Source organism: Wenyingzhuangia gilva, from assembly GCF_030519655.1.
In the GTDB taxonomy this organism is placed as follows: Bacteria; Bacteroidota; Bacteroidia; order Flavobacteriales; family Flavobacteriaceae; genus Wenyingzhuangia; species Wenyingzhuangia gilva.
The window spans coordinates 831,118-856,628 of the sequence record NZ_JAUMIT010000001.1; the positions used below are offsets into that span (position 1 = coordinate 831,118).

Genomic DNA, 25,511 nt, shown 5'->3' on the forward strand with positions numbered 1-25,511 from the left:
TTTTATTTCCAATTCTTATCTTCTTCTGTACGCATAAACTCCTCCATTTTTCTTTTTTCCCAATTACTTCCAAAAACACCATTGCTCACAAAAACTCTGTATGCCTGAAAAGCAAGACCTAAGCCCCAACCAAACATTGGAAACCAAAACCATTGAATTCCCCATAAAATTTTATAATTAATAAATATTAAAAAAGGAATTACTAACACATACGATACTAGACTATAATAAAATCCTTTAAGTTCTTCTACATGTTTACGTGCTCTTACATAACTGTCGTCAATTCTTGATTCTGTTGTTCTCATCACTGATATTTGTTTGGTTAGCATAGGTATTGACACAGCAAAACTGCTTGTCTCTTTATTGATATTAACTTTTTTGTGGGTTAACAATTTGTAACGTTGTAAAATATTATTTAAACCAATACCACTACTCTTTTTTACCATTTGTTTGGGTTGCAAATTGTTTTCTACCACTAAATAATCTTCTTCTTCAAAAATGTTAATATGCAAAGGTTTTGTAGCGGTTACAATATTGTGTTTTACAGCATTTTCTAAAAGTAATTGTAACGATAATGGCACTATTTTACTTTCAGAATTGGTTGCTTTTTCTGGAATATTAAAAACAATACTATCTTCAAACCTCATTTTTAAAAGAGACATGTACGTTTTTGCAAAAGCAAGTTCTTCATCTACAGTAACCAATTCTTTATTTTTTTGCTCTAAAACATAACGATATACTTTTGATAAAGAAGTAGTGAATTTTTGAGCACTTTGAGGATTTTCTTCTATCAAACTCGTCAACACATTTAAGCTATTAAAAAGAAAATGAGGGTCTAGTTGATTTTTTAAGGCATCAAACTTTGCACTGGCCGTACCTGCAATTACTTTTTGTTCTTTAATTCTGTTTTGTTGATACCTATTGTAATAATAGAAAAGATGAAAAATGATGACAATAATTAAAGAAATCCATAAACCAAATTGATAGTTACCAAAAGTTTCTCTGCTAATAAAAGATTGGAATGATTCTCCTCTATAAAAAATCGCTAAGAAAGTTCTAATTAAAAATAAACCTACTATAGAAATAATTACTGAACCTAGAATACCTATTACAATACGTTTTATAAAGGATTTCCTTTTCCAGTTTTGTTGATTTAAATAATCAAAAAAGGATAGATTAGAATACCCTAAAACAAAAGAATACAATTGATATTGTAAAAAATTGTTCAGTACTTGAGTGATGTTATTAAATGGAAATCCAGTAAACAATACATTCCCAATAACAAAAACCGCACATCCTATAACAAACGATATCAATATGTTTTTAACTGATTTTTTCATGATGTTTATTTTGTCCTTGTTAAGGCCTATTAAGATACAACCTTGGTTTAAAGTAATTAAATCTTATGAGTCTGATTTTTTTTACTATTGATGAAGCAAATATCTAACACAAATACCTGTTTATAAAAAAGTACTTACCCAACTGTTGTTTTTTAAGGATGAATTGTAATACAACACTTATAAATCAACATAAAGTTCTTCTATGAAGGACTCTATGTTGATTTTTCTTTTTAAAAAAAAACAAGGCAACATATTCTATGTTGCCTTGCTTATGATCACGTTAACTTTTCGTCTCAATTCTATAACCTCTCTACCATTTCTACTTGTAGTTCAACCTTTTTAACATCTGATAAAATATCTTTTTTATTCTCTACTAGTTTCCATTCAAACTTCTTTTGATAACATTTAATTTTGTTCTCATCTAGAACATCTATTACCATTAAATAAATCCATTCATTGTCTAATAATTGTTTGATGGATTCATTTTTTTCAATAATCTCACTAACACGTTCTAGCGGAGCTTCAATAAACACTGAAAGTCTTAATGGTTGATGGTATATTTCATCGTCTGATTTATATAACGATTGTAATGGCAATCCCCTTTTTAAATCTCCTCCATTTCCTTGAACAACACCATAATTACCAGTTACATTGTGGGTTATTTTAGTACCTCCACCAAAAACTTGACTATCTACAGCAGAAAAGTAATAATGGTTATTAATCCATTGTGTTACCACCATTGCACCTTGCATAATTCCTTGTAGTGCTTTTCCTTCTTTATCCAATTTCCAATTGTAAGAATGTAGAAAACAACGTCCATTTAAATTACTTTTTTTAGTTAATTCTCTTTGCCCAATTACAAAACCAGCATTATTTGCTAATCCCCATTCAGGTCTAGTTTCACTCCAATTGGTCGCTTTTTTATTGGCTGTGGAAATACTATTTTTGGCTGTTCCTAATCGTTCTTGAGTAGCCGTTTGTTGGGCTTTTAACAAATTAGATTTTAGTCCATCTAATAAGTGTTTGTGTTCGCTTGGCACTTCAGCATCAAATATTAAAATTTCATCTGTTGTGGTATTATGCTCTGCTCCAATAAACACGGTATTCTCAGGAATTTTTATCTCATAATCATTTACAAGAACCTCTCTTACCTCTTTCATATTAGCAAGTTTTGCCAGCATTCTTGCATTGTGTCTTCCTGGACTTGCAGCACAGGCTCCACAGTCTAAACTTGATCCAAATGGATTGTTAGTTGTATGACTTCCATGTCCAACAAAAAGAACCAAGGGAGCAAAATTTTCCCATCCCATTAAGTCAAATGCAGATTTTACTATTGCCACTTTATCATCCAACGAAAGCGTATTATTAACACTTTTTAAATTTGGTTGACAAATACTTTCATGGTTTTGAAGTTGTGATTTTTTTATACCGTAAGAATAAGACGGAAACAATGTTCTTGCCAACAAAGAAATTCCATAAAAAGGTCCTGATCCTTCAACATAACCAAAAGAAGAAGGAAGCATGTTTTTCATTCTTTTAAAGAAGTAGTTCCCAAATTTAATATTATCGTTTCTCCTTTTATATTTTTTTACTTTATCGGATTTCCCTTCCAGTGAAGTTTCTGAAACCTTGTAAGCTGAAGGTACAATTGGAGGACAAGATTTTTTAATTATTCCATTGTGCATATCCTCATAGTCCATCGCAATTCCAAAAAAACCAGCATATCCAAAAGTTTCGTAATTACCGCATGCTTCTATATGTCTTCTAATCACTTCAGATCTAGTATCAATGCAAAAAACCATTTGAGCTTCGGGAGTTATTCCTTCATTTTTCGAACTTTTTATAGAAAAATTCTCAATGAATTTATTTTGCCAACTTTGCTCCCATGCTTTTAACCAAACATACTGAAGTTTAAACACTAACGTGTTCGCTTCAATTTTATCTTCCTTAGGTAAAATTTCACCATTTAAAGATTTGGCAATCCATAAACGAACAGCTAAATAATCTTCTAATGTTATAGGATATTTTTTATGCCATTTAGAATTTTCTTCTGTTCTATATTTTATATAACCCGTCCATCCTGGCAACGCAGCTAAATGATGAGTGAAAATTTTTACATAATCCTCTTGTTTATAATCACTTAAAACCTCATCAAGTACTTCAATACTGGTTTCAGGTATCTTAGTAGTACTAGTTCCTTTTAATTCAATATCATGAATTGCTAATTTTTTCCAAGCTTTGTAAAATCCTTTGTTTCTATAAGGCATCTGCCATTCAGAAACTCCTTCATCCATAAATACAGATAACCATTTTGTAGTTATTCTATCTACATCATGATTGTTGTTAGAAACTGTTTTTAAACGAACTTGTTCCATTTGTAACAAAGTCTCTTCTATACCTTCTGTAATTTGATGTTCTTTCAGTAAAACTGATAAAATTTCCCTATCAATGTCGCCATTTTCTAGAGCTCTTTTAAAAACTTTAGCTTCAGGCAGCCCTTTAGATCCAAAAAGTTTTTCTGCTTTCTTAATGGCTTCAACAAATGGTAATTTTTCGTAACCCACTAATGGATTTGAAGTCACAAAAGAATACAAAGGCCAAGTTTTACCTAAAAATTGAGTTGCTTCGTTAATCCCTTTTACTATGTTTTGCTTACTCATAATGATGTTGATTTAAACATTAATACAGATTTTTTATACGGTTGAGAATCATTTAAGAGTTTTACATACAACCATGGTATTCTACGGTAAATCCCTAGCTTCATGATAAAAAAACCGATTAAAAAAACGACTCCAAATACTATTTGAATGATTGACAATGATAAGTGTTCATTAACCATTGGCATATCAGACATTAATAAACTTACAGCATTATATATAATTGCATAAAAACTAATTCCTGAAAGGAACAGCAAAGGAGATATTAGTGTCTTTTGAGCCATGGATAAGCTTTTCTCTTTTACAATGTTATAGGTGATTTGACCTACTGTTATAGCAACAACTAATGTTAAAAAAATACTACTGTTTAACTCCGTTCCTTTTCCTGTTAAAGTTGCAAAAACTACACCTCCAATAATTCCAAAAATCAATACTACAATTGCTTGAGAAAACGTAATTCTTAAAGGGATATGTTTTTCAGGTGTTGAGTGTTTTATTCCCTCTCCAGCTGACAAAAATAAATATGCTTTATAAAACCCATGAAGTATTAAGTGAACAACCGCTGCATTAAAAAACCCTAACCCACATTGCATAATCATAAATCCCATTTGAGCAATGGTAGAACAAACCAGTTTCTGTTTTATATTTACTTGTAATAACTTTGTAAATTGTGCTACAATTGCAGTAACTCCACCAATAATCAGCAGTATGTTTAAAGTGTTTGATGCAAAGAACAACGGAGAAAACATAGCAAATAAAATTCCTGAACCATTTACAAAACCTGCATGCATTAAAGCCGATGCTGGTGTAGGAGCTGTCATTGCTGAAAGTAACCATCTATGAAAAGGATAAATGGCAGATTGGATAACTCCTGAAATAATGATACAAAATGCAGCTAAAAGTAACGTTAAACTATGTAAGTCATTTAATTTAGATAAAATACCGTTTAAAGTAAATGTTTTGGTTTGATAGGCTAATAAAAGTACACCCAAACTCAAAAAGAAAGTACCAATAAGAAAATATTTTTGTGCAAATTTTAAAGCTTTTTTCGCCTCTCCCCAATCTGAATCTACACCTATTAAGTTGGACATAAAAACCCCCATAAATAACCAGGAAATTAATAAAGGCACCACATGATTAGACATAACAAGAACCATTACAGAACTTGTAAATCCAAAACATAAAAAAATAAATTTTTGATGATAACGAAACCCTTTTAAATAATTTTTCCCATAACTACTTACTATAGCACTAAAAAAAGCAACCGTACACCATATTAAAAGTGTAAAACCATTAATTCTAAAAATCCCTTTCCATTCCCATTGAGGCCCATCAGGATAGTAATAAAAAAGAGCTCCTAAGTTGACAATAAACAACAACCAGAAAAAAAGACTGTTTATTTTAGAAAAAGTAAACAAAGTGTCTTTCTTTTGGGTTATTGAGTGATCTAAATTATTTTCAAGTATCATTTTATAGTTTTTTAATAATGTTAAAGAATTAGCTTATGAATTTGAAGCAATAATTTCTATAACTCCATTAATTTGTATTTTTTGATTAGGATTACTATATGATGTGATGAAATTTTTAGCAATTTCTTTTTGTCTTTCCAATTCAGCAATTCTCATGTCTAATTCTCTACTATCAAATTGATGATTTGCCTCCCATAATTGTAATTTTTGTGTTTTATGAAATTTTATTTTTTCATCAAATTGAGAACTAATAACATCTAAAGCCTCTGATGGCAAAAATTCACCTTTCACCAATTGAACTTGCTCAGAAATTCTTTTTAAGTCTTTTGAATACATAAAATTGTTTTTTTATTAATATTTTATGCAAAGGTTATATTTTATTTTCATAAATTTTTATTTATAATATTTATATAAAACATAAACATTGTAAATGAATAAAAATTATGAATATAAAAAAGCTCTTATTTTTTCAAATAAGAGCTTCTTTCACAAGGTTTTATATGTTGGCTATTCTAAAATTTCTTTTAAAACTTTAAAACCATTAGGCTTGGCAATAATACGTTTATCTTTATTTAGAATAAAGTAAGTAGGCGTTGCATTTACATCATAAGAGACAGCTTCTTTGCTTTCCCATTTTCCAAGGGCTATAACATTTTTCCAATCTTTCATGTGTTCTTCTACAATAGTACTCCAATTTTCTTTGGTTCCTTCATCTTCTAAACCGACGGCAACAACAGTAATATCAGGTTTTAAAATAATAATTTCTTTCACTTTTGGCAGCTCTACAGAACAATGCGAACAAGTACTACTCCAAAAAACAATTAAATATTTATTTGTTCCCTTTAAAGTGTGTAAAGTTTCTGTTTCCGAAATTCTAATGTCTGGTGCAATGGCTCCAATAATTACTCTTGCTTTTTTATCAGTTTCTTCGATTAATTTTTTATCCTGAACAGCAACTGGCAATTGTTTATATAAACTAACAATGGCTGTTAATACTTTGTTATTTTCTTTTTTTATAAACTCTGGAATAAAAAAACGTAGCACTTCTTCTTTAAAAACATCGTCTGTGGTTTTATCTAATATTTCTTTAACAGCTTCTATATACAATTCATTTTGCTGTACCACATCATCTGTTTGATGTAAATAAAAAACATAATCCTTTAACCTACTTTTAATAAACATTGAGTTTCTAAGTGTTGGATCTTGAAAATCTATATAATCAAAAAAGTGAGTGATAATGTTCTCTAAGTATTCTTCAGGCAAGGTAAATGGTAACGGAGCATTGTACCTTTTTGTTGCTTTAATAAGTCCTAAACAATAATCGTTTTTAGCCAAATCTTCATAATAATCCTGAGCTCCATCAATTTTATATTTGATTTCTTGATACTTTGCCACATTGGTTGTTGGCTTGCTAAAATATGCCAATTGTGTTGAATCTAATTTGTATTGTAATTGACTAATATTATAATTATAGGCCAATAACAATTGATTTTCTCTAGATTCTAAATAAGAGACTGAAGGTTGTCCTTTTTTACTATCAACGCTAAATTTTACATTTTCGTTGTTGTAAATAAAATCAACATAACCTGTTTTTATGTTTTGATACAAAGCTCTGTAATTCCCTGCTGGCAAACTATCCATAGAAAACACAAATTGTTTGTTTTCTACATCTGCATATTTTACATAATCTGCTTCACCTTTAATAATTCTATACAGAGCAACATCTTCTATATCGGTAACATTATCAGTAAAAACGCCTGTTACTGTATGCTGAGCATTTACGAACTGAGAGGCTATAACTATTATAAATGTGATCAAATTTTTCATATGCATTCTTTATTACAAAAAATATTCCAAAGCTATTCGTCAAAATAACGCACAATAGCTTCTTTCATTAACAATGTTTGTTCCCCTGGTTTTAAATTGGGTAAACTTTCTAAGGCAATATAATGTGGCCATCCATCTTCATCAAAATACTCAAACTCATAATAACCATAAGGCTCTAACAACCTACAAATGGCAATATGCATTAAATTTAATTTTTCGTCTTTTTTAAAAACTTTATATCCCTGTCCTAATTCTTGAACGCCAATTAAATATAAAATAGCATCAACATCTAAAGTATCTCCATCAGCAAACTTATCAGATAAATTTTTTACCACTTCATGCCAACGCAATTTTAATTGCTCATCATTTACCATCTTTACTTTTTTTAACAAATATAAGAAGTCCCAAAGGCTAAAACGAGAAAACTGTATCTTTGATTCAAAATTAATTCATGGAAGTTATTGATATTGTTATTGCAGTGATTTTATTGTTTGGTTTTGTAAAAGGTTTGATGAAAGGACTTTTTGTAGAAATTGCCTCATTGGTTGCTTTAATTGCTGGTATTTATGGAGCCATTCACTTTTCTTTTTACGTCAAAGATATTCTTATTCAATATGTTGATTGGGAACCAAAATACATTTCTTTAACTGCCTTTGCCATTACCTTTGTAATAATTGTTGTCTCTATTTCTTTAGCAGGAAAACTATTGACAAAAATTGCCTCGTTGGCAGCTTTAGGATTGATGAACAAAATTTTAGGAGGCATTTTTGGTTGCTTAAAATTAGCCTTAATTATGAGTGTTTTATTAGGTTGGTTTGAAAGAATTAATGTGATGATTCCTTTTATTGGAGAAAAAGAAATTGAAAATTCTATTCTCTATACGCCTACTAAAAATTTAGCTCCAGCTATATTTCCAGTATTGTTAAATAAACTTGATGATTTTAAAGAAAAAGAAAATGACAAAGACAAAGACAAAAAAATCTATTAGCATTTTAGGTTGTGGATGGTTGGGCTTGCCCTTGGCAGAAGCCTTAGTAAATGATGGATTTACCGTAAAAGGAAGCACCACCACTACTGATAAATGTGAAACTTTATTGACTAAGAATATTCAACCCTATGTGTTGAGTATTGATGATGAAATTGATGGAAATCTAGATCATTTTTTACAATCAGAAATACTTTTTATTAACGTTCCTTTTAGAAAACAAAAGCCGTTTTTAAACGCTTATAAAACCTTGGTAAAAGTCCTAGAAAAATCCACTATCAAACACGTTATTTTTATCAGTTCAACCTCTGTATATAGTGAGATTAACGGAGAAGTTACCGAAGACATGGACATTCCTTTAAACCCGGCAAAAAAAGACTTAATTGTGTTTGAAAATTTGTTTAAAAACAACCCACATTTTAATACTACTATTATTCGTTTTGCAGGATTAATTGGAGGCACTAGAAATCCTGGAAACTTTTTTAAAGAAGACAAAATCGTTCAAAATGCTTTAACACCAGTGAATTTAATTCATTTAGAAGATTGTATCGGAATTGTAAAAGCCATTATTAAGCAACAAAAATGGAATACAACCTACAATGCTGCAGCAAGTACACATCCAACAAAAGCAAATTATTACAAACTTGCCACAGAACAAATGGATAAAAAACCTGCTAAATTTATTGAGGAATTAAGCAGCTTTAAGATTGTTTCTAATCAAAAATTAATAGATGAATTAAATTATCAATTCATCTATCCTGATTTAATAGAAGGTTTAAAAGCTTTTAAAAACTAAAGTGCCTCCTTCAAAACACTTTCCAAACTAGCATATTTAAACTCAAAACCTGTTGCTTTTATTTTGGTATTGTCTACAGCGCTACCTTCTAAAATAATACTGGCCATTTCTCCAAAAAATAATCTCAGCATAAAGGCAGGGACTTTTGGCATAAAAAGAGGTTTGTTTAAAATTTTTGCAACCTTCTTGGTTACTTCCTCATTGGTTTTATTCACAGCAACCGCATTATAAGCCCCTTGCAATTCAACATTATTAATGGCATGTAAATACATATTACACAAATCATAAATGTGAATTAAAGACATCACTTGTTTTCCCAAACCTAAAGGAGAACCAAAACATAATTTTATTGGTAAAATCATTTTTTGCAAAGCAGAATCTTTACTAGCACAAACAACGCCAGTTCTTAAACAAACTGTTCTTATTCCTAAATGATTAAATTGGTTTGCTGCGTTTTCCCAAGCATCACAAACTTTTGCTAAAAAATCGGTACCAAAATTGTCTGACTCCTTGTATATATTATTCGTAGTTTTTATGCCGTAACAATCGGCTCCAGAAGCAGAAACAAATGTTTTTACTTGATGTTTATTTTCCTTTAAGGTTTTATAAATCAAATCCGCCGTTTTTACCCTACTATCAATAATTAGATTTTTTTGTTTGTCTGTCCAACGTTTGTCACCAATATTCGCTCCTGCCAAATGGATTATATGATCTACACCACAAATAGCCGCAACATCTATAGTTTCTTGTGCAACATCCCAAACAGCATAGCTCAATCCTTTTACTTTTGATTCTTTTACCGAACGAGATAGCACAATTACTTCCATATTATTAGACAATAATAACTCTGTTAAAAAGCTACCAACCAAACCTGTTCCTCCCGTAATTAAGATTTTCATATTAAAATTCTATTTAGTGAATAACTATTTGTTAAAAATACTAAATAGAAAATCAGATTTTGTACAAAATCAAAAAGTACATCTATTTAAAATAATTATATTTGAAACTATTAAACATTAAAAAAACTAACGACTATGGATGTGAACAACATTTGGGAAACAGTTACAACTACAGGTTCAGAATATGTAACTGCTTATGGATTTAAATTGGTATCAGCAATTCTTGTTTGGATTATTGGATCATACATTATTAAAACAATGAACAACGCTTTTGGTAAAGCATTAGAAAAAAGCAAAACGGATGATTCTTTAAGACCTTTCTTAAAAAGTTTAATTGGAGCTTTGTTAAAAGTTGTTTTAGTCATTACCGTATTATCAACTTTAGGAATTGAAATGACTTCTTTCATTGCTATTTTAGGAGCTGCTGGTTTGGCTATTGGTATGGCTATGTCTGGAACTTTACAAAACTTTGCAGGTGGAGTGATGATTTTAATTTTTAAACCTTACAAAGTTGGAGATTATATTGATGCACAAGGACACGCTGGAACCGTTAAAGAAATTCAGATTTTTAATACCATTTTAAAAACGCCAGACAACAAAACCATTATTATTCCTAACGGTGGATTATCTAACTCTTCTATGGTAAACTATTCTACAGAACCAACAAGACGTGTAGATTTTACATTCGGTATTGGATATGGCGATAGTATTGAGCAAGCAAAAGAAGTGTTGTTAAACATCTTAAAAAATGATGATAGAATTATTAACGAACCTGCTGAGCCTTTTGTACAAGTATCTGCTTTGGCTGATAGTTCTGTAAATTTTGCAGTAAGAGTTTGGGTTAATTCAGGTGATTATTGGGGGGTGTTTTTTGACACCAATGCTAAAGTATATAATGAGTTTAATAAAGCAGGTATAAACATTCCTTTTCCACAAATGGATGTTCATGTACACAAAGATTAATTTTATCAATACACATAAAAAAACCGGCTAATTAGCCGGTTTTTTTTATTCATCTATTTTTACAGAACCCCAGTTTTCACCTGTTTTAATTCGGTGAATTTGCATGTCTGAAACCCCAAATTGCTTGGCAATCATTCTTAGTCTTGTTTTATTATTAGGATCTGCCAATTTTCTTTTGATAATTCTTACCCTACCCTCCGTTAACTTTGCATAAGTACGTTTAGGTTTAGATTTTAAGTACTCTTCGTTTGCATATTGATGCAATTCCTTTTCTCTTTTAGTAGCCCAACGCAAATTATCTACATGATTATTCTTTTTATCATAATCTAAATGGATTACATAAATATCGTCTTCTTTCTTTTCTAAAAAATGCTGTGCAACAAGTTTATGTACATAGCGACTTGTTTTTTTTCTGTTTACTTCTTGTATTAAAGGAATGGTAGTATAACCATTAATATCATAATGTTTTAAAATTTCTTCCTTACCATCTACACATTTTAAAACACGTCCGTAGTTAGATATTTTATACTTTTCAAAAGATGCTATGACACTGTCAAACTCAATGTCTTTCCAAATCTCATTTCTAAAACCATTTATCATTTTTGTTAGATTTAAATCATTATACAATAACTAAATGTCAATAAAGACAAATAGCCACTTTTAATAATTCTTAATCATAGCGGTGATTATTTAAAGGAGTATTTATAAAGTCAAAGATACTAATTAAAAATTACTTATAACTTTTTAATTGTTTCCTTAAGGAGCCAACCTACCTGACCATCTGCAATTTTAATTTTATTCCAATTACCAACGGTGTCCATAACTTGCACCTTTGTTCCTTCGTGGAGCATAAAAGTTTCTGAGGCACTTTCTCTTGGAGCATTTTTAACTTCAACTTGCGTAGCAAATACAATGGCAAAGTGAATATTTTGTGCTCTCTCATATTGATGTGCAGTAATAACCAATGTGGTTAAACACACTGAAGTTAAAATAATTCCTAAAGTAAAGTACAATTTTTTAACACTTGGCACCGTACTAAAAAAGAAAAACATCCAAATAAGTCCTGCCAATAAAGAACATGCTACTGCAATAATTGCCCATGTATTGTATGGAAAAATTGCTAAAACGGCATTGTTAAACTTTTCAAAAGTAGATTTGGGAACCGATTTGATATTATCAATAATACTTCTGTTCGCATATTCTAAATTTACTTTTACATCATTATTGGTAGGATCTAACTCTAAGGCTTTTTCATAATGATAAATGGCTTCTGCCATATTGTTGGTTTTATAATAAGAGTTTCCCATATTATAATACAAATCAGAAGATTCGAAACCTTGATTAATGACTTTTTGATAAGTCTTGATAGCTGCTTTATATTCTTCAGACTGATACTGTTTGTTCCCTTGATCAAACAGCTCTTGTGTTGTTTGTGCATTTACATAACCAATGGTTAGTAATAAGATTCCCAATACAAAATTTTTCATGTTATCGGTTTTTATAAATTCTTATCTAATTCTGTGATGGCCTGTTTTGCTTTGTCAAAATCTTCTTTCATCTTTTCATCAGATGAAGCGGCATATCTTGCAAATTCACAAGCACTAAACACCTCAATAAATTGAGTAATAGCCTCTTTAGAAACTTCTTTTTTAGTTAACATTTCTGCAATGCTATCTTTACTAATATCAGTAGTTTCTACCTGTAATTTGGCTTTTAAATAATTATGTAATGCTTTTTCTAAAGAACTATAAAAGGTGGTTTTGTTCCCTAATTCTTTTTTAGCACTTGCTAAATATTTTTTAGTCAATTTATCTGCTTTTCTTAACTTATTTCGACTGATGTCTCTACTTAACTCTCTTTGTTTTTTTGATGTAAAAACGCCTAATGGCAATATAACCAATGGTAATAATAACAATATATAAAACAACTTGGTTTTGTAAAACTCCGATTTTTCAATAGGCTCTAAAACGGTAGAAGTATGTACATATCTAAAATCGTTTCCAGTAGCTTTAACGGTTTGTTTTAACGCTCCGTTGCTGTAATCTGCTCCTAAACTAGTTGCCAAATCTTTTCCTTCGGTAACATCTAATAAAATTTCATCTGAAGTAATTGTATGATATTTTTTATCGGTAGGATTAAAGTAACTGAATGAAGTTGCTGGAACTTTAAATTTACCTTTAAATTGAGGAACCACAGTGTAATCATTTTGTATGCTACCTGTTAAACCAGTAGTAGTTACCGTAACTTGCTCTTTACGTTCTGGATCATAAACTTCTAACTCCTTTGGTGTAACAATGTTTGGTAATTCAAATAATTTTAAGTTTCCTTTACCTGAAACTTTTACTTTTATTTGCGCAGATTCATTAGCTTTAAAGACAGATCTACTTGTGTTAACTTCATAAGAATAATCTCCCACAGCTCCCGTAAAATCAAGAGGTTTTCCTTCTAGTGGTAAAGACTTTACTTTGATGATTTTTTTATCAGAAACCAGTCTTTGACTCACATTTCTGGTAATCATGTTTCCGAAAAAATCTCCTCTTCCTGTAGGAACTCCAACCACTAAATCGGCAGACATTGGGTTTACCGTTAATTCTCCATTTCTTTGCGGAATTAAAACTACTTTGTGTAAAACAGCATATTTCCACATTTCACCTTTGTATTTTCCATCTTGAAACTGAGGATTTTTATTGTCTAAAACTTGACTCCAAAATCCTTCATAATTTGGCGGTGTATCTACATCAAAACTATTGATGGCTAATTGATTTACATACAAACGATATTCTGCATAAATAGGCTCTCCTACATAAGGATTTTCATCAGAAATAGTAACGACCATTTTTATGTTTTGACTTGCAATATAATTAGGATCGTTAGGATCTTTTGGTAAATCTACCGCATCAACTACATGAACTGTAATGGTATTAGATTCTATTTTTTTTCCTTGATATTCAATACTTGCTGGCTCCAAAGTAAACGTTCCTTTGCCTATAGGTTCTAAAATATAAGAATAGGTTTTAGAAAATGTACTTTGTGCTTTTCCATTGATGATAGAATAGGAATTACTAACCGATTGACTTGGGCCTTGAACTACTTTAAAATTTTTAAAATTGGGTAGTTTAAAGTTGTCTGCCTCTTGGTTGTTAATGTTGTACTCTAACCTAAATCTTTGATTTTCTCCAAGTGTTTTTTTACTTGTTCTTGCTGTTAATTCAACTTGACTAAAACCAAATGTTGTTACAAAAAAAGTAAAAAGTAAAAAGTAAAAAGGGTTGAGACAATTAGATGTTAAACCTTGTAATTGGTATTGTATACTTTTTACAATTAACTCTTTTAATCCCATACTTTGTACTTGGTACTTTGTACTTGATACTCTCAAACTACCAATCCTTTTCATTATTATTCTCTTTTGCATTGACCTTTTGAGCATTTACTTTTTTCTGAGTTTTTTGCTCTTCATTATTCATAGACTCTAACAATTGCTGAATTTGTTCAGGGGATAATTTAGACTCTTTTGGTTGAGCAGGCTGTTGTTGTTTTTCATCCTTGCTCTTGTCTCCTTGGTCTTTTTTATCTTCAGGATTTTCTCCATCTTTTTTATTATCGTTGTTTTTATCCTTGTCGCCTTTATCGTCCTTTTTATTTTGGTCTTTATTTTTATCCTTATTGTCTCCTTTGTCTTTTTTATCGTCTTTGTTGTCCTTGTCTTTGTTTTTATCTTTATTGTCTTTATTTTGCTGATCTTGTTTTTGTTTTGCTTTCATAGCCGCCACAAATTTTTGACGTAAAATATCATCCTCAGGATTTTTTAACAAGGCTTGTTTATAAGCTTCTAATGCTTTTTCTAACTCGTTTTGTTTTTTAAAAGTATCGCCTATCAACTCACTAGTTTTAGCTTTATCTTGTTTGGTTTTGGCCAATTTATTTGCCAATTGATATTGCTCAGCAGCTTCTTTGTATTTTTTTTGCTGAAAATAAGCATTCCCTAAGTTGTAAGCACCTTTATAATAAGTTCCATCTTCGGCTAAACTTTTTTGATAAGCAATGGCTGCATCATCAAGTTTGTTTTTTTTATACAATTCATTACCCTCTCTTAATTGTTTTCTTGCTTCGTATAACTTCTCTTTAGGAAGTCCTGCATCTTCTTGCGCAAAAGATGAAAACGTTGTGATGGCAAAAAACAACATCCATAACTTTTTCATTTTATTCCTCTTTTTCGTTAAACAAGTTTATACTCTTTACCCATTTGGTTTTCTTTTCAAACACAAACATATCTAGCACCAACCAAAAAATTCCTATGCCAATAAACCATTGGAACTGACTTTTATATTCTGAAAATTGCTTAGACTCAAATTCAGTTTTTTTGGCTTTAGACAATACCTCCATAATTTTATTTACAGAGTTTGATGTTTTGTTTCCATCTACATAAAAACCGTTGGCCGTTTGTGCAATTTCTTGCAACACTTTTACATGTCTTTGGGTGATGACCACTTCACCGTTTTTATCTTTTTTTAATCCTTTTTGATATCCATTAATCATATCTGGAATGACTCCTCCTTTTTCGGTTCCAATACCAATGGTGATGACTTTAATTCCTTCTTCATCTAGCTCTTTAGCTTTATCAATTGTATTTTCTTCGTGATCTTCTCCATCAGATAAAATGACTAAATATTTATTGGTTTGTTCATCATTATCATAATAAGTTTTGGCCAAATTTAAGGCATCATTAATAGCCGTTCCTTGACTAGAAACCATATCTGGAGAGGCATTTTTTAAGAACAATCTAGCAGCAGATTGGTCGGTAGTAATAGGTAATAGAGGATAAGCATTTCCTGCATAGATAATTACTCCAACTCTATCACTTCCTAGTTGATCTATGGTTTTAGATATAATTTGCTTCGCTTTTTCTAACCTATTTGGGGCAATGTCTTCTGCCAACATACTTTTAGAAACGTCTAATGCAAAAACAATATCAACACCTTCTCTTTTTACCGTTTCTAACTTGGTTCCTATTTTAGGATTAACCAAAGCAACAACTAAAAAAGTAATGCTTAAAGCCAAAAACAACCACTTAATAGTGGCTTTAAAAGTTGAATAATCAGGAGCTAATTTTTGAATTAAATAAACGTTTGCAAACGCCTTTTGAGTTCTTTTTTGCCACCAAAATTTAAACAACAAAACAAGTAACAATAAAGGAATTATTGCCAATGCATAAAAATATATAGGTTCTTCTAATCTCTGCATAATTTATGTTTATAAAGTTCGAAAGACCAAAGTTTATAAAGTTGTTGATGTTATCATAAACGTATTAAACAATCTAGTCTTTCTCTCTATCTTTTAAAACTTTCTGTCTTTATAACTTGATACTTTTTTATATAAAGCTTTTAAACAATGTGTTTTTTAATAAATACTCTATGACTAACAAGAGTAAAGCAGCAATAACTAAATTTCTATACAACTCATCGTAATTATAGTATTTAATATCTTCAATCACTGTTTTTTCCAATTTATCAATCTCTTCATAAATGGTTTTTAACTTATTATTTGAAGTTGCTCTAAAATATCTCCCGCCTGTTTCTTCAGCAATATAAGTCAGTAACTTTTCATCAATTTCTACTTTCATTGGCTTATATATGAAATTACCATTGTAATCTTGAGCATAAGGCATTTCTGCCATTCCGTTGGTTCCAATACCAATGGTGTATACTTTAATTCCTAAACCTTTTGCCAATTCTGTTGCTAGTTTAGGATCTACAGAACCCGCAGTATTTACTCCATCAGTAAGTAAAATAATCACCTTACTTTTTGCTGTACTTTCTTTTAATCTATTCACAGCAGAGCCCAATCCCATTCCAATAGCTGTACCATCTTGAATACCTCCATATTCTATAGATTCAATAGTTCTTTTTACAATAGATTTATCTGTAGTAATAGGTGTTTTGGTGTAACTTTCTCCTGCATAAACCACAATTCCAATTCTATCATTAGGTCGTTTGTCTACAAAATCTTCAGCAACTTCTTTTAAAGCTTCTAATCTGTTTGGTTTTAAATCTCTTGCCAACATAGATCCAGAAACATCGGTTGCCATTACAATATCAATTCCTCTGTTTTTTTTGCTTTTGGTGGTAACCCCTACATTTCTTGGTCTTGCTAAGGCAACAATTAACAAGGCTAATGCTAACAGCCTAAAAACCCATAAAGCTCTGTAGAGATAATTATAAATTCCAGGTGATTGCATCGCTTTTGTTGATGCCATGGAAAGTTTAGCTTGATTTCTATTTCTACTGATATACAACCAAAACGCTAAAATAGGAATGATGATTAATAACCATAAAAAAGCGGGTTGTGTAAATTCAAAATTACTGCTGTTCATCATCTTTTACTTCTTGCTTTTTAGATTCTACTAATTTGTGTATGGTTTCTATAATTCTAGACGCATTGGATTGATGTGCTTTAATTTCCATTTCAATAGGTTTTTGTTTTGCAAACTTTACAAAATCTGCTTGAGACAATAAGTCTCTTAAATTTTCCAAAGTATCCTTATCTAAGCCTAATTTTTGTTGTTTGTTTTCGTTGATTAACAAGCTCATTAACTCCTCAGTAGTAGTTTCTAAAGCTTGAACAAGCAACTCATTACCAATATATTTTCTAACAATATCTGTTAATTCAGAATAATATTCTTTAACCTTGTTGTTTTGCCATAATTGCTTTTGTTCTAGGTTTTTTAACTCTTTGGTTGCTTCTATGTATGGAGGAATGACAACTTTTTTAACTTTAACAGGTTCTTTTTTATTACGGAACAAAAAGTACAATCCAACCATAAAAGCAATAACCGCCAACCCAACATATACATAATTTTTAATGCGATACCACCACTCAGCCAAAGTGTAATCTTCTTTTTCTAAACCTTTAACGGCATAATACTTAGCTAATTTTACGGTGTCTACAGGAATGGTTGCAACGTTTATCAATAAAGAATCAGTAAAATAAGCTTTTGAATCAATAAAAACTTGTTGCTTTTTAATATAAAAAGCACCACTATCAAAACCCGTAATTAAATACTTTTTATACAATCTATCCTGAATAGTATCTACCGTAAATTCTTCTGCAACCACTAAACTATCGAGGTTTTCTAGTTTTGGGAAGATGACTTTTTTATGGTTTGGAGTTGAAATTGTATAAGCAACCTGTTCTCCTATTTTAATATTTGTAGTATCTATTTTTACACTTACTGATGGATTATTTTGTGCCATCACAGCAAAACCGATACATAAAAAAAGACTTGTAATGATATATTTCATTTTACCCTCGTTGTTTAAAATACGTCAATAATTTCTTTACGTAATTTTCTTCTACACGACTGCTTAATACGCCTGCACCACTCTTTTTAAAAGCGTTTTCAAAATTATGTTTCCAATGTAAAAATTGTTGCTGGTATTGATTTCTTACTCTTTTAGAAGAGGTATTTACTAAGGTTGTTTGTCCAGATTCTGCATCTACCATAGGAACCAATCCAATTTTTGGTAAAGCTTCATCAAACTGATCGTAAATTCTAATTCCAGTAACATCGTGTTTGTTGGCTACAATTTTTAGCGTTTGTTCATAACCGTCATCCATAAAATCAGACAGTATAAAAACAATCGCTTTTTTCTTTAATACATTGGACATGTATTTTAATGCCGTGTTGATATTTGTTTTTTGGCTTTTAGGCTCAAACTCTATCATTTCTCTAATGATACGCAACACGTGACTTTTTCCTTTTTTTGGTGGAATATATAGTTCAACCTCATCAGAAAAAAGTAACAAACCTACTTTGTCATTATTTTGAATGGCTGAAAAAGCCATGGTAGCAGCAATTTCTGTAAGTGTTTCTCTTTTAAATTGCTCTTTTGTTCCAAAGTTTCCAGAACCACTAATATCTACCATTAACATCATGGTTAGTTCACGTTCTTCTTCAAAAACTTTTACATAAGGCTCGTTATAACGCGCTGTTACGTTCCAATCTATGCTACGGATATCATCACCAAACTGATATTGTTTTACCTCACTAAAAGTCATACCACGTCCTTTAAAAGAACTGTGATATTCTCCTGAAAAAATATGATCGGACAAACGACGTGTCTTGATCTCAATTTTTCTTACTTTTTTTAAGATTTCTTTGGTATCCATATATTTTTAGTACTGAGTACTGAGTACTGAGTATTGAGTACCTTACTTTGTACTTAATACTTTATACTCTGTACTAGATTTAAGGTACTTCTACTACGTTTACTATTTGATTTACGATGTCTTCGGCAGTTACATTTTCTGCTTCAGCTTCATAAGTAATTCCGATACGGTGACGTAAAATATCTAACACAACCGCTCTCACATCTTCGGGAATTACATATCCTCTACGTTTGATAAAAGCATGACATTTAGCGGCTTTGGCTAATGAAATACTACCACGAGGAGAAGCTCCAAAAGAAATCAATCCTTTTAAATTTTCTAATCCATATTTTTCTGGGTAACGAGTAGCAAATACCAAATCAAGGATATATTTCTCAATTTTCTCATCCATGTAAACTTCTTGCACTACTTCACGAGCTTTTCTAATTTGCTCTAAAGAAACTACAGGATTTACTTTTTCATAAGCTCCTGTTAAATTTGCTCTCATAATGATTTGCTCCTCTTCTAACTTAGGATAATCAATTACAACCTTAAGCATAAAACGGTCTACCTGTGCCTCTGGTAGAGTATAAGTTCCTTCTTGATCTACTGGGTTTTGAGTTGCCATTACCAAGAAAGGTTCATCTAACTTAAATGTTTCATCACCAATGGTAATTTGACGCTCTTGCATGGCTTCTAACAATGCTGATTGTACCTTTGCAGGAGCACGGTTGATCTCATCTGCCAATACAAAATTTGCGAAAATAGGACCTTTCTTAATTATGAAGTCATTCTGCTTCATGTTATAAATCATGGTTCCTACTACATCGGCTGGTAATAAATCTGGGGTAAACTGAATTCTACTAAACGCACCATCAACGGCTTTTGCTAGCGTATTAATGGCCAATGTTTTTGCCAAACCAGGAACTCCTTCTAATAAAATATGTCCGTTCCCTAGCAAACCAATCAACAACCGGTCAATCATGTGTTTTTGACCCACAATAACTTTGTTCATTTCCATGGACAATAAATCCACAAATGCACTTTCTCTTTCGATTTTTTCGCTGATAGCTCTTACGTCTACTTCCATTATTTATAAGGTTTTATTCTTAATACAGTTGTTTGCAATCAATTTGTGTACCAAAATACAACATTGAACTCAATTAAGTAAATTTGACAGATTTTAAAAAAAAACAAAAAAGTCAAGAAATAATCTTGACTTTTTTAATAGTGTTGTTACAATAATAAGAAATTATTTTAAGAACTTTTTAATTTCAAAGGTTCCATTTATTAATTCTCCATATGTAAAATAGGTGATCCAATCTCCAGTGTTTACATATTTTGAATTTTGTGGCAAATCATAAATCATGGGTAAGTGGCGGTGACCAAAGATAAAATAATCGTAGTGCTTTTGTTGTAAAATTTCTTTACAGAATAGGATTAAATATTCTTTGTCTTCTCCTAAAAAATGAACATCTTCTGCTCCTGAAACTGCTTTGTTTTCTCTAGATAAATACATGGCAAATGACATTCCAACATCGGGATGCAGCCATCTAAACAACCAATTACAAATTGGATTTGTAAATATTTTTTTAATGAATTTATAACCTTTATCTCCAGGGCCTAAACCATCTCCATGGCCAATTAAAAATGTTTTTCCTTGTAATGTAAATTCTTTAGGCTCATGATATACAGGAATGTTTAATTCTTTTTCAAAATAATCTTTCATCCATAAATCATGATTACCTACAAAGAAATGAATGTCAACTCCTGCATCTTTTAGTTCTGCTAATTTTCCTAAAACCCTTACAAAACCTTTAGGAACTACATATTTGTATTCAAACCAAAAATCAAACAAATCTCCTAATAAAAACAGGGTTTCTGCATCATTCTTAATGGAATCTAACCAAGAAACAAATATTTTTTCTCTTGGTAAACTTTTTTCGGAACTTTCTGCTCCAAAGTGTTGATCGGAAGCAAAGTAGATTTTCTTATTACTCAACATTATTGATTTTGTTCTAAAGCTATGACTTTTGAAATATAAGGATCTCTTTTCTGAGTCAACATATAGTAAACTTTATCATTTATTAAATTACTTGCAAAATTTTCTTTTAACAAATCATCTACTAATTCTTGATTGCTAAACTTATAAGGAGCTATGTATTTATTAAATTCGTTTTTAATGTTTGGGGTAATTTTAAAATCTTTGATGAAATTATTTTCGTTAAACCCTTTTAAATCCTCTCTATGGCCATCTATATAACTATAAACAAAATTATTGATAAGATTTAATTCATAATAATTAACCCCATTAAGCGTGTCTAAAGGAATAAAAACATCGGGAGTAATTCCGCCACCACCATAAACTACTTTTCCTTTAGGTGTGGTGTATTTTAAAGAATCTATCACCTTGATACTGTCTCTATAAAACAATTCTCCATTTTTGTACCTGCTCATCACTTCATTCTCATAAGTATCAATATCTCCATAAGGTTTTTGAATAGAACGCCCAGTAGGAGTGTAGTACCTAGCAATGGTTAATCTCATAGCAGAACCATCGTTAAAATCTAATTCTTGTTGTACCAAACCTTTTCCAAAAGTTCTACGTCCAATAATAGTTCCTCTGTCATTATCTTGTAAAGCACCTGAAACAATTTCACTTGCAGAAGCTGAATTTTCATCAACCAATACGTAAACATGACCTTTTTCAAAAGAACCTTTACTTGTGGCTACATTATTTTTTTGACGACCTTTTTTATTTTTAGTATATACAATTAGTTGTCCATCGGCTAAAAATTCATCCGAAATTTGATCGGCTATATGCATGTAGCCTCCAGGATTTCCTCTTAAATCAAGAATTAAATCTTTAATTCCTTGTTCTTGTAATTTGTCTAAAGCAGCTTTAAACTCATCATACGAAGTCTTGGCAAAACGAACCAATTTAATATATCCCAAACTATCAGTTACTTTAAAAGAAACAGGAACACTTTTTATAGCAACGTTACCTCTGGTGATATTAAAATCAATTACTTTATCATTTCCTGGCCTAAAAACTTTAACCAATACTTGGCTTTTATCTTCTCCTTTTAATTTAGAAACTACATCATCTGTGGTAATGTCTTTTCCGTATAAAGTATCTTTATCGGCCATAATTATTCTATCGCCAGCTCTAAGACCTGCCTTTAAACTTGGTCCATCAGGTATAACTTTTACCACCACCACGGTGTCTTTTTCTAACCTAAATTGAACACCAATTCCTACAAAATTTCCATTCATAGTTTCTTGAGTGTAAGCCTGAATTTCTTTAGGAATATAAGTAGAGTGGGGGTCTAACCTATCTAAAAGATCAGAAATAACTTCATCAGTAATTTTTTCAGCATCAACATCATCTACATATTCGCTTTCAATAAATTTTAGGACAGTATTTAACTTACTATTTCCTGTATTTGAACCAACAGGATAAAAAGTTCCTGTATTTTTTACATTAAAAAAACTACCTATAATAATTCCTAAGGCGATAGAAATTCCAATAAATAGTGGAAGGTTATTACTTTGTTTCATCAATATCTAATTTCAATAATTCAACACCTGCTTTTCTTAAAAAATCAATCCCAGTTGTGTCTTTGTATTCTTTTGCGTAAACTACTCTATTAATTCCAGATTGATGGATTAATTTACTACAATCCTTACAAGGAGATAAGGTAATGTATAAAGTAGCGTCTTTGGTAGATTGGGTAGAGGAAGCTACTTTTAAAATTGCGTTAGCTTCAGCATGTAATACTGTCCATTTGGTATCATAATTATCATCTTCACAACAATTTTCAAAACCTGTAGGAGTCCCATTATATCCATCAGAAATAATCATTCTATCTTTTACAATAATAGCCCCCACTTGTTTTCTTTTACAATGAGATAATTTTGCCCATTCAAAAGCCATTCTTAAATATGCAGTATCATATTTTAATTGTTTTTCATCCAACATAGAAATCATATCAACCTTTTTTTAAAAGTATTTGGTACAAAAATAGTATCTTATTAATACAACTTAACAAAAAGTTAGATATAAATGGATAATATTGTAATGCTAACAAATCTATAAAATAAAAAACACTACAACTGTTTTAAATTTTTAAAAGTAACTACCTTTTTGAAACAACTATTTTTATTTACTAACCTGATTATATGCCTAGTTTCTTGTAAACCGAAAGAAGAGAACGCTTATAAAAAAATAGATCCTAATGCTATTTTTACCAGTACGGATAGTATTCCTAACAAACACTATGTAGGAAGTCAAAAATGTAAAGAATGTCATGCAACTCAATTTAAAGATTGGGAAGGTTCACACCATGACAAGTCGATGCAAAAAGCCAATAGACAAACAATTATTGCTCCTTTTAATGGAGAAGTTTTTAAAAGTCAAGGAGTCACTTCTACTTTTTTTCAAAAAGAAGGAAAATTTTATGTGAATACGGAAGGACGTGATGGTAAAAATCATGATTATGAAATAATTTACACTTTTGGTTTTACACCTTTACAGCAATATATTGTGTTGTTTCCTGATGGTCAATATCAATGTTTAAGAACTGCTTTTAACACTAAAAAAAATAAATGGTTTGATTTGTATCCAGATTTTAAAGTAGTTCATAAAGAGTGGCTGCATTGGAGTAGAGGAGGACTGAACTGGAATACCATGTGTGCAGATTGCCACAGTACCAACGTAAAGAAAAACTACAACGAAAAAAATCATAGTTATGATACCAATTATGCCATTATCAATGTAAGTTGTGAAGCTTGTCACGGACCCGGAAAAAAGCATGTTGAAAATGCTTTAAAAAAAGGAAGTGATTATAAAAATGATGGTACCATGCAAATGGTTGGTTTAGATTCTAAAGAATTAGTTGATGCCTGTGCTCGTTGCCATGCTAGAAGAGAAAACATTACTTTATTTCACACACCACAGGGTACTTTTTTAGATCATTATTTTCCTCAATTCATTACCAAAGATATTTATCATGCCGATGGTCAAATTTTAGATGAAGACTATGTATATGGATCTTTTATACAAAGTAAAATGTATCATAACGGGGTAAGTTGTAAAGATTGTCACAATCCACACTCTACCAAGCGTAAATTTGATGATAATAGACTTTGTATGCAATGTCATGACGGAGCTACTTTTAATGTAGAAAGTCATCACAAACACAAAATGGGAACAAAAGAAGCCATGTGTATTAACTGTCACATGCCTGGAAAATATTATATGGGAAATGATTTTAGACGTGACCATAGTTTTAGAATTCCAAGACCTGATTTAAGTATCAAATATGGAACACCAAATGCATGTGTTGGATGTCATAAAGACAAAGACGACCAATGGGCTTATGAAAATTTTGTAAAGTTATATGGAGAACCTAAAAAAAATCATTTTTCTGATAAATTAGCTCCAGGAATTACGGGTACAATAGGAGGAAGAGATAGTTTAATGCTGTTGGCTCATGATACCATTTACCCTAATATGGCTAGGGCTTCTGCAGTGTCAAACCTAAGAAATTATGCTGGACAAATTAATGTATCGGAAGTCTTAAAATTTTTAAAGGATAAATCTCCATTAGTAAAAGGAGCAACCGCAGATTTGTTATTTGATTTAAAATTAGGAGCAGATAATTATAAAGTACTTTTACCTTTATTAAAAGATGATAAAACAGCTGTAAGAGTAAAAGCTTTTTTTGCTTTAAGCAGCATTCCCTACTCTAAAATACCTAAGGAATATAGAGATGTTTACGAAAAGGTTAAAATTGAATTTGCGAATCATTTAAAGGCTACAGGAGAGTTTTCTGGTGGTAGAATGAAACGTGCACAATATTATCTCAATACCGGAAAAATACAGAGTGCTATTAGCACTTTAGAAGATGCTCTTAAAATAGATATTACCAATAATATTGTAAGAACTACTTTAGCTAATTTATACTATCAAGTTAAAGATTATCAAAAATCTGAAGAAGCTTATAAAACCATTTTAGAACAAGAACCTGGTTTTGGATTGACTAATTATGATTACGGTTTGTTGTTAAACGAATTAGGGAGACCTAAAGAAGCTATTGTTCAACTACAAAAAGCTATTGGATATTTGCCAGAAAATGATAGAATTGCTTACAATTTAGCTTTGTTATATTTTCAAAACAAACAAACTAAAAATGCCATTTCTGTTTTAAACACTCAATTAAAAAGAAGCGCTAACAATACTGATTTAATTTATCTGATGGCATATATTTATAAGGAAAATAATGAGATAGAAAAAGCTAAAAAATACGCTAAAAAACTTATTGAAATTGCTCCGCTAAATCAACAATATCAAAACTTTTACAATATTTTAAATCAATAAGAATGCTACTTGAATTATTGTTTACTTTTTTAGTTTTAGGAATTATTT

General features: G+C 30.7%; 23 protein-coding genes. 4 read left to right on the forward strand and 19 right to left on the reverse strand.

Features of this window, described 5'->3' with window-relative positions:
• Positions 1 to 2: 2 nt before the first annotated feature.
• The 6 genes from QVZ41_RS03830 to QVZ41_RS03855 all read right to left on the reverse strand — a co-directional run bounded on the left by QVZ41_RS03830 (position 3) and on the right by QVZ41_RS03855 (position 7,667).
• Positions 3 to 1,340 (reverse strand): histidine kinase, encoded by a 1,338-nt coding sequence (locus tag QVZ41_RS03830; protein WP_302883224.1) that lies wholly within the window; start codon positions 1,338 to 1,340, stop codon positions 3 to 5.
• A 299-nt stretch (positions 1,341 to 1,639) separates the two neighbouring features.
• Positions 1,640 to 4,000 carry a DUF2309 domain-containing protein gene (locus QVZ41_RS03835; RefSeq protein WP_302883225.1) on the reverse strand — a complete coding sequence of 787 codons (2,361 nt, stop codon included), beginning with the start codon at positions 3,998 to 4,000 and terminating at the stop codon, positions 1,640 to 1,642.
• The gene (locus tag QVZ41_RS03840) at positions 3,997 to 5,466 is read right to left on the reverse strand and encodes a proton-conducting transporter transmembrane domain-containing protein (protein WP_302883226.1); all 1,470 of its coding nucleotides are present in this window, start codon (positions 5,464 to 5,466) and stop codon (positions 3,997 to 3,999) included. The genes QVZ41_RS03835 and QVZ41_RS03840 overlap by 4 nt, the downstream gene beginning before the upstream one ends.
• Positions 5,467 to 5,499: 33 nt before the next feature.
• Entirely contained in the window at positions 5,500 to 5,802 is a 303-nt protein-coding gene (locus QVZ41_RS03845; RefSeq protein WP_302883227.1) for a hypothetical protein, read from the reverse strand.
• A gap of 171 nt (positions 5,803 to 5,973) precedes the next feature.
• Positions 5,974 to 7,293 carry a TlpA family protein disulfide reductase gene (locus QVZ41_RS03850; RefSeq protein WP_302883228.1) on the reverse strand — a complete coding sequence of 440 codons (1,320 nt, stop codon included), beginning with the start codon at positions 7,291 to 7,293 and terminating at the stop codon, positions 5,974 to 5,976.
• A gap of 32 nt (positions 7,294 to 7,325) precedes the next feature.
• A complete protein-coding gene (locus tag QVZ41_RS03855; RefSeq protein WP_302883229.1) occupies positions 7,326 to 7,667 on the reverse strand; it encodes a hypothetical protein in 342 nt (113 codons plus the stop codon).
• Positions 7,668 to 7,744: 77 nt separating this feature from the next.
• On the opposite strand from QVZ41_RS03855, the gene QVZ41_RS03860 reads away from it, so the two are divergent.
• A complete protein-coding gene (locus tag QVZ41_RS03860) occupies positions 7,745 to 8,281 on the forward strand; it encodes a CvpA family protein (RefSeq protein ID WP_302883230.1) in 537 nt (178 codons plus the stop codon).
• Positions 8,250 to 9,074, forward strand: coding sequence for an NAD(P)-binding domain-containing protein (locus QVZ41_RS03865; protein WP_302883231.1), 825 nt, complete (start codon positions 8,250 to 8,252; stop codon positions 9,072 to 9,074). Before QVZ41_RS03860 ends, QVZ41_RS03865 begins: the two co-directional genes overlap by 32 nt.
• Here the strand turns inward: QVZ41_RS03865 and QVZ41_RS03870 are convergent.
• On the reverse strand, positions 9,071 to 9,973 hold the full coding sequence (locus tag QVZ41_RS03870; protein WP_302883232.1) for a TIGR01777 family oxidoreductase: 903 nt from the start codon (positions 9,971 to 9,973) through the stop codon (positions 9,071 to 9,073). The genes QVZ41_RS03865 and QVZ41_RS03870 overlap by 4 nt on opposite strands.
• Before the next feature lie 135 nt (positions 9,974 to 10,108).
• On the opposite strand from QVZ41_RS03870, the gene QVZ41_RS03875 reads away from it, so the two are divergent.
• Positions 10,109 to 10,936: a mechanosensitive ion channel family protein gene (locus tag QVZ41_RS03875; RefSeq protein WP_302883233.1), complete on the forward strand. Its 828-nt coding sequence runs from the start codon at positions 10,109 to 10,111 to the stop codon at positions 10,934 to 10,936.
• Positions 10,937 to 10,981: 45 nt separating this feature from the next.
• On the opposite strand, the gene QVZ41_RS03880 is transcribed toward QVZ41_RS03875, so the two are convergent.
• The 12 genes from QVZ41_RS03880 to QVZ41_RS03935 all read right to left on the reverse strand — a co-directional run bounded on the left by QVZ41_RS03880 (position 10,982) and on the right by QVZ41_RS03935 (position 23,063).
• Positions 10,982 to 11,536: an NUMOD4 domain-containing protein gene (locus tag QVZ41_RS03880; RefSeq protein WP_302883234.1), complete on the reverse strand. Its 555-nt coding sequence runs from the start codon at positions 11,534 to 11,536 to the stop codon at positions 10,982 to 10,984.
• 134 nt (positions 11,537 to 11,670) lie between these two features.
• Positions 11,671 to 12,423: a tetratricopeptide repeat protein gene (locus QVZ41_RS03885; RefSeq protein WP_302883235.1), complete on the reverse strand. Its 753-nt coding sequence runs from the start codon at positions 12,421 to 12,423 to the stop codon at positions 11,671 to 11,673.
• A gap of 11 nt (positions 12,424 to 12,434) precedes the next feature.
• Complete coding sequence (locus QVZ41_RS03890) at positions 12,435 to 14,330, reverse strand: BatD family protein (protein ID WP_302883236.1); 1,896 nt, start codon at positions 14,328 to 14,330, stop codon at positions 12,435 to 12,437.
• The gene (locus QVZ41_RS03895) at positions 14,314 to 15,135 is read right to left on the reverse strand and encodes a tetratricopeptide repeat protein (protein WP_302883237.1); all 822 of its coding nucleotides are present in this window, start codon (positions 15,133 to 15,135) and stop codon (positions 14,314 to 14,316) included. The genes QVZ41_RS03890 and QVZ41_RS03895 overlap by 17 nt, the downstream gene beginning before the upstream one ends.
• Before the next feature lies 1 nt (position 15,136).
• Entirely contained in the window at positions 15,137 to 16,177 is a 1,041-nt protein-coding gene (locus QVZ41_RS03900; protein WP_302883238.1) for a vWA domain-containing protein, read from the reverse strand.
• Between the two features lie 127 nt (positions 16,178 to 16,304).
• Positions 16,305 to 17,306, reverse strand: a complete 1,002-nt coding sequence (locus tag QVZ41_RS03905; RefSeq protein ID WP_302883473.1) for a vWA domain-containing protein — start codon at positions 17,304 to 17,306, stop codon at positions 16,305 to 16,307.
• On the reverse strand, positions 17,293 to 18,234 hold the full coding sequence (locus tag QVZ41_RS03910) for a hypothetical protein (protein WP_302883239.1): 942 nt from the start codon (positions 18,232 to 18,234) through the stop codon (positions 17,293 to 17,295). Before QVZ41_RS03910 ends, QVZ41_RS03905 begins: the two co-directional genes overlap by 14 nt.
• A gap of 1 nt (position 18,235) precedes the next feature.
• On the reverse strand, positions 18,236 to 19,102 hold the full coding sequence (locus QVZ41_RS03915) for a DUF58 domain-containing protein (protein WP_302883240.1): 867 nt from the start codon (positions 19,100 to 19,102) through the stop codon (positions 18,236 to 18,238).
• 79 nt (positions 19,103 to 19,181) lie between these two features.
• Positions 19,182 to 20,171 carry an AAA family ATPase gene (locus QVZ41_RS03920; RefSeq protein WP_302883241.1) on the reverse strand — a complete coding sequence of 330 codons (990 nt, stop codon included), beginning with the start codon at positions 20,169 to 20,171 and terminating at the stop codon, positions 19,182 to 19,184.
• A gap of 162 nt (positions 20,172 to 20,333) precedes the next feature.
• A complete protein-coding gene (locus QVZ41_RS03925) occupies positions 20,334 to 21,086 on the reverse strand; it encodes a UDP-2,3-diacylglucosamine diphosphatase (RefSeq protein ID WP_302883242.1) in 753 nt (250 codons plus the stop codon).
• Entirely contained in the window at positions 21,086 to 22,642 is a 1,557-nt protein-coding gene (locus QVZ41_RS03930; protein ID WP_302883243.1) for a S41 family peptidase, read from the reverse strand. The genes QVZ41_RS03925 and QVZ41_RS03930 overlap by 1 nt, the downstream gene beginning before the upstream one ends.
• Entirely contained in the window at positions 22,629 to 23,063 is a 435-nt protein-coding gene (locus QVZ41_RS03935) for a deoxycytidylate deaminase (RefSeq protein WP_302883474.1), read from the reverse strand. The genes QVZ41_RS03930 and QVZ41_RS03935 overlap by 14 nt, the downstream gene beginning before the upstream one ends.
• 165 nt (positions 23,064 to 23,228) lie before the next feature.
• Between QVZ41_RS03935 and QVZ41_RS03940 the strand changes: the two genes are divergently transcribed.
• Positions 23,229 to 25,463 carry a tetratricopeptide repeat protein gene (locus QVZ41_RS03940; protein WP_302883244.1) on the forward strand — a complete coding sequence of 745 codons (2,235 nt, stop codon included), beginning with the start codon at positions 23,229 to 23,231 and terminating at the stop codon, positions 25,461 to 25,463.
• Positions 25,464 to 25,511: the final 48 nt, after the last annotated feature.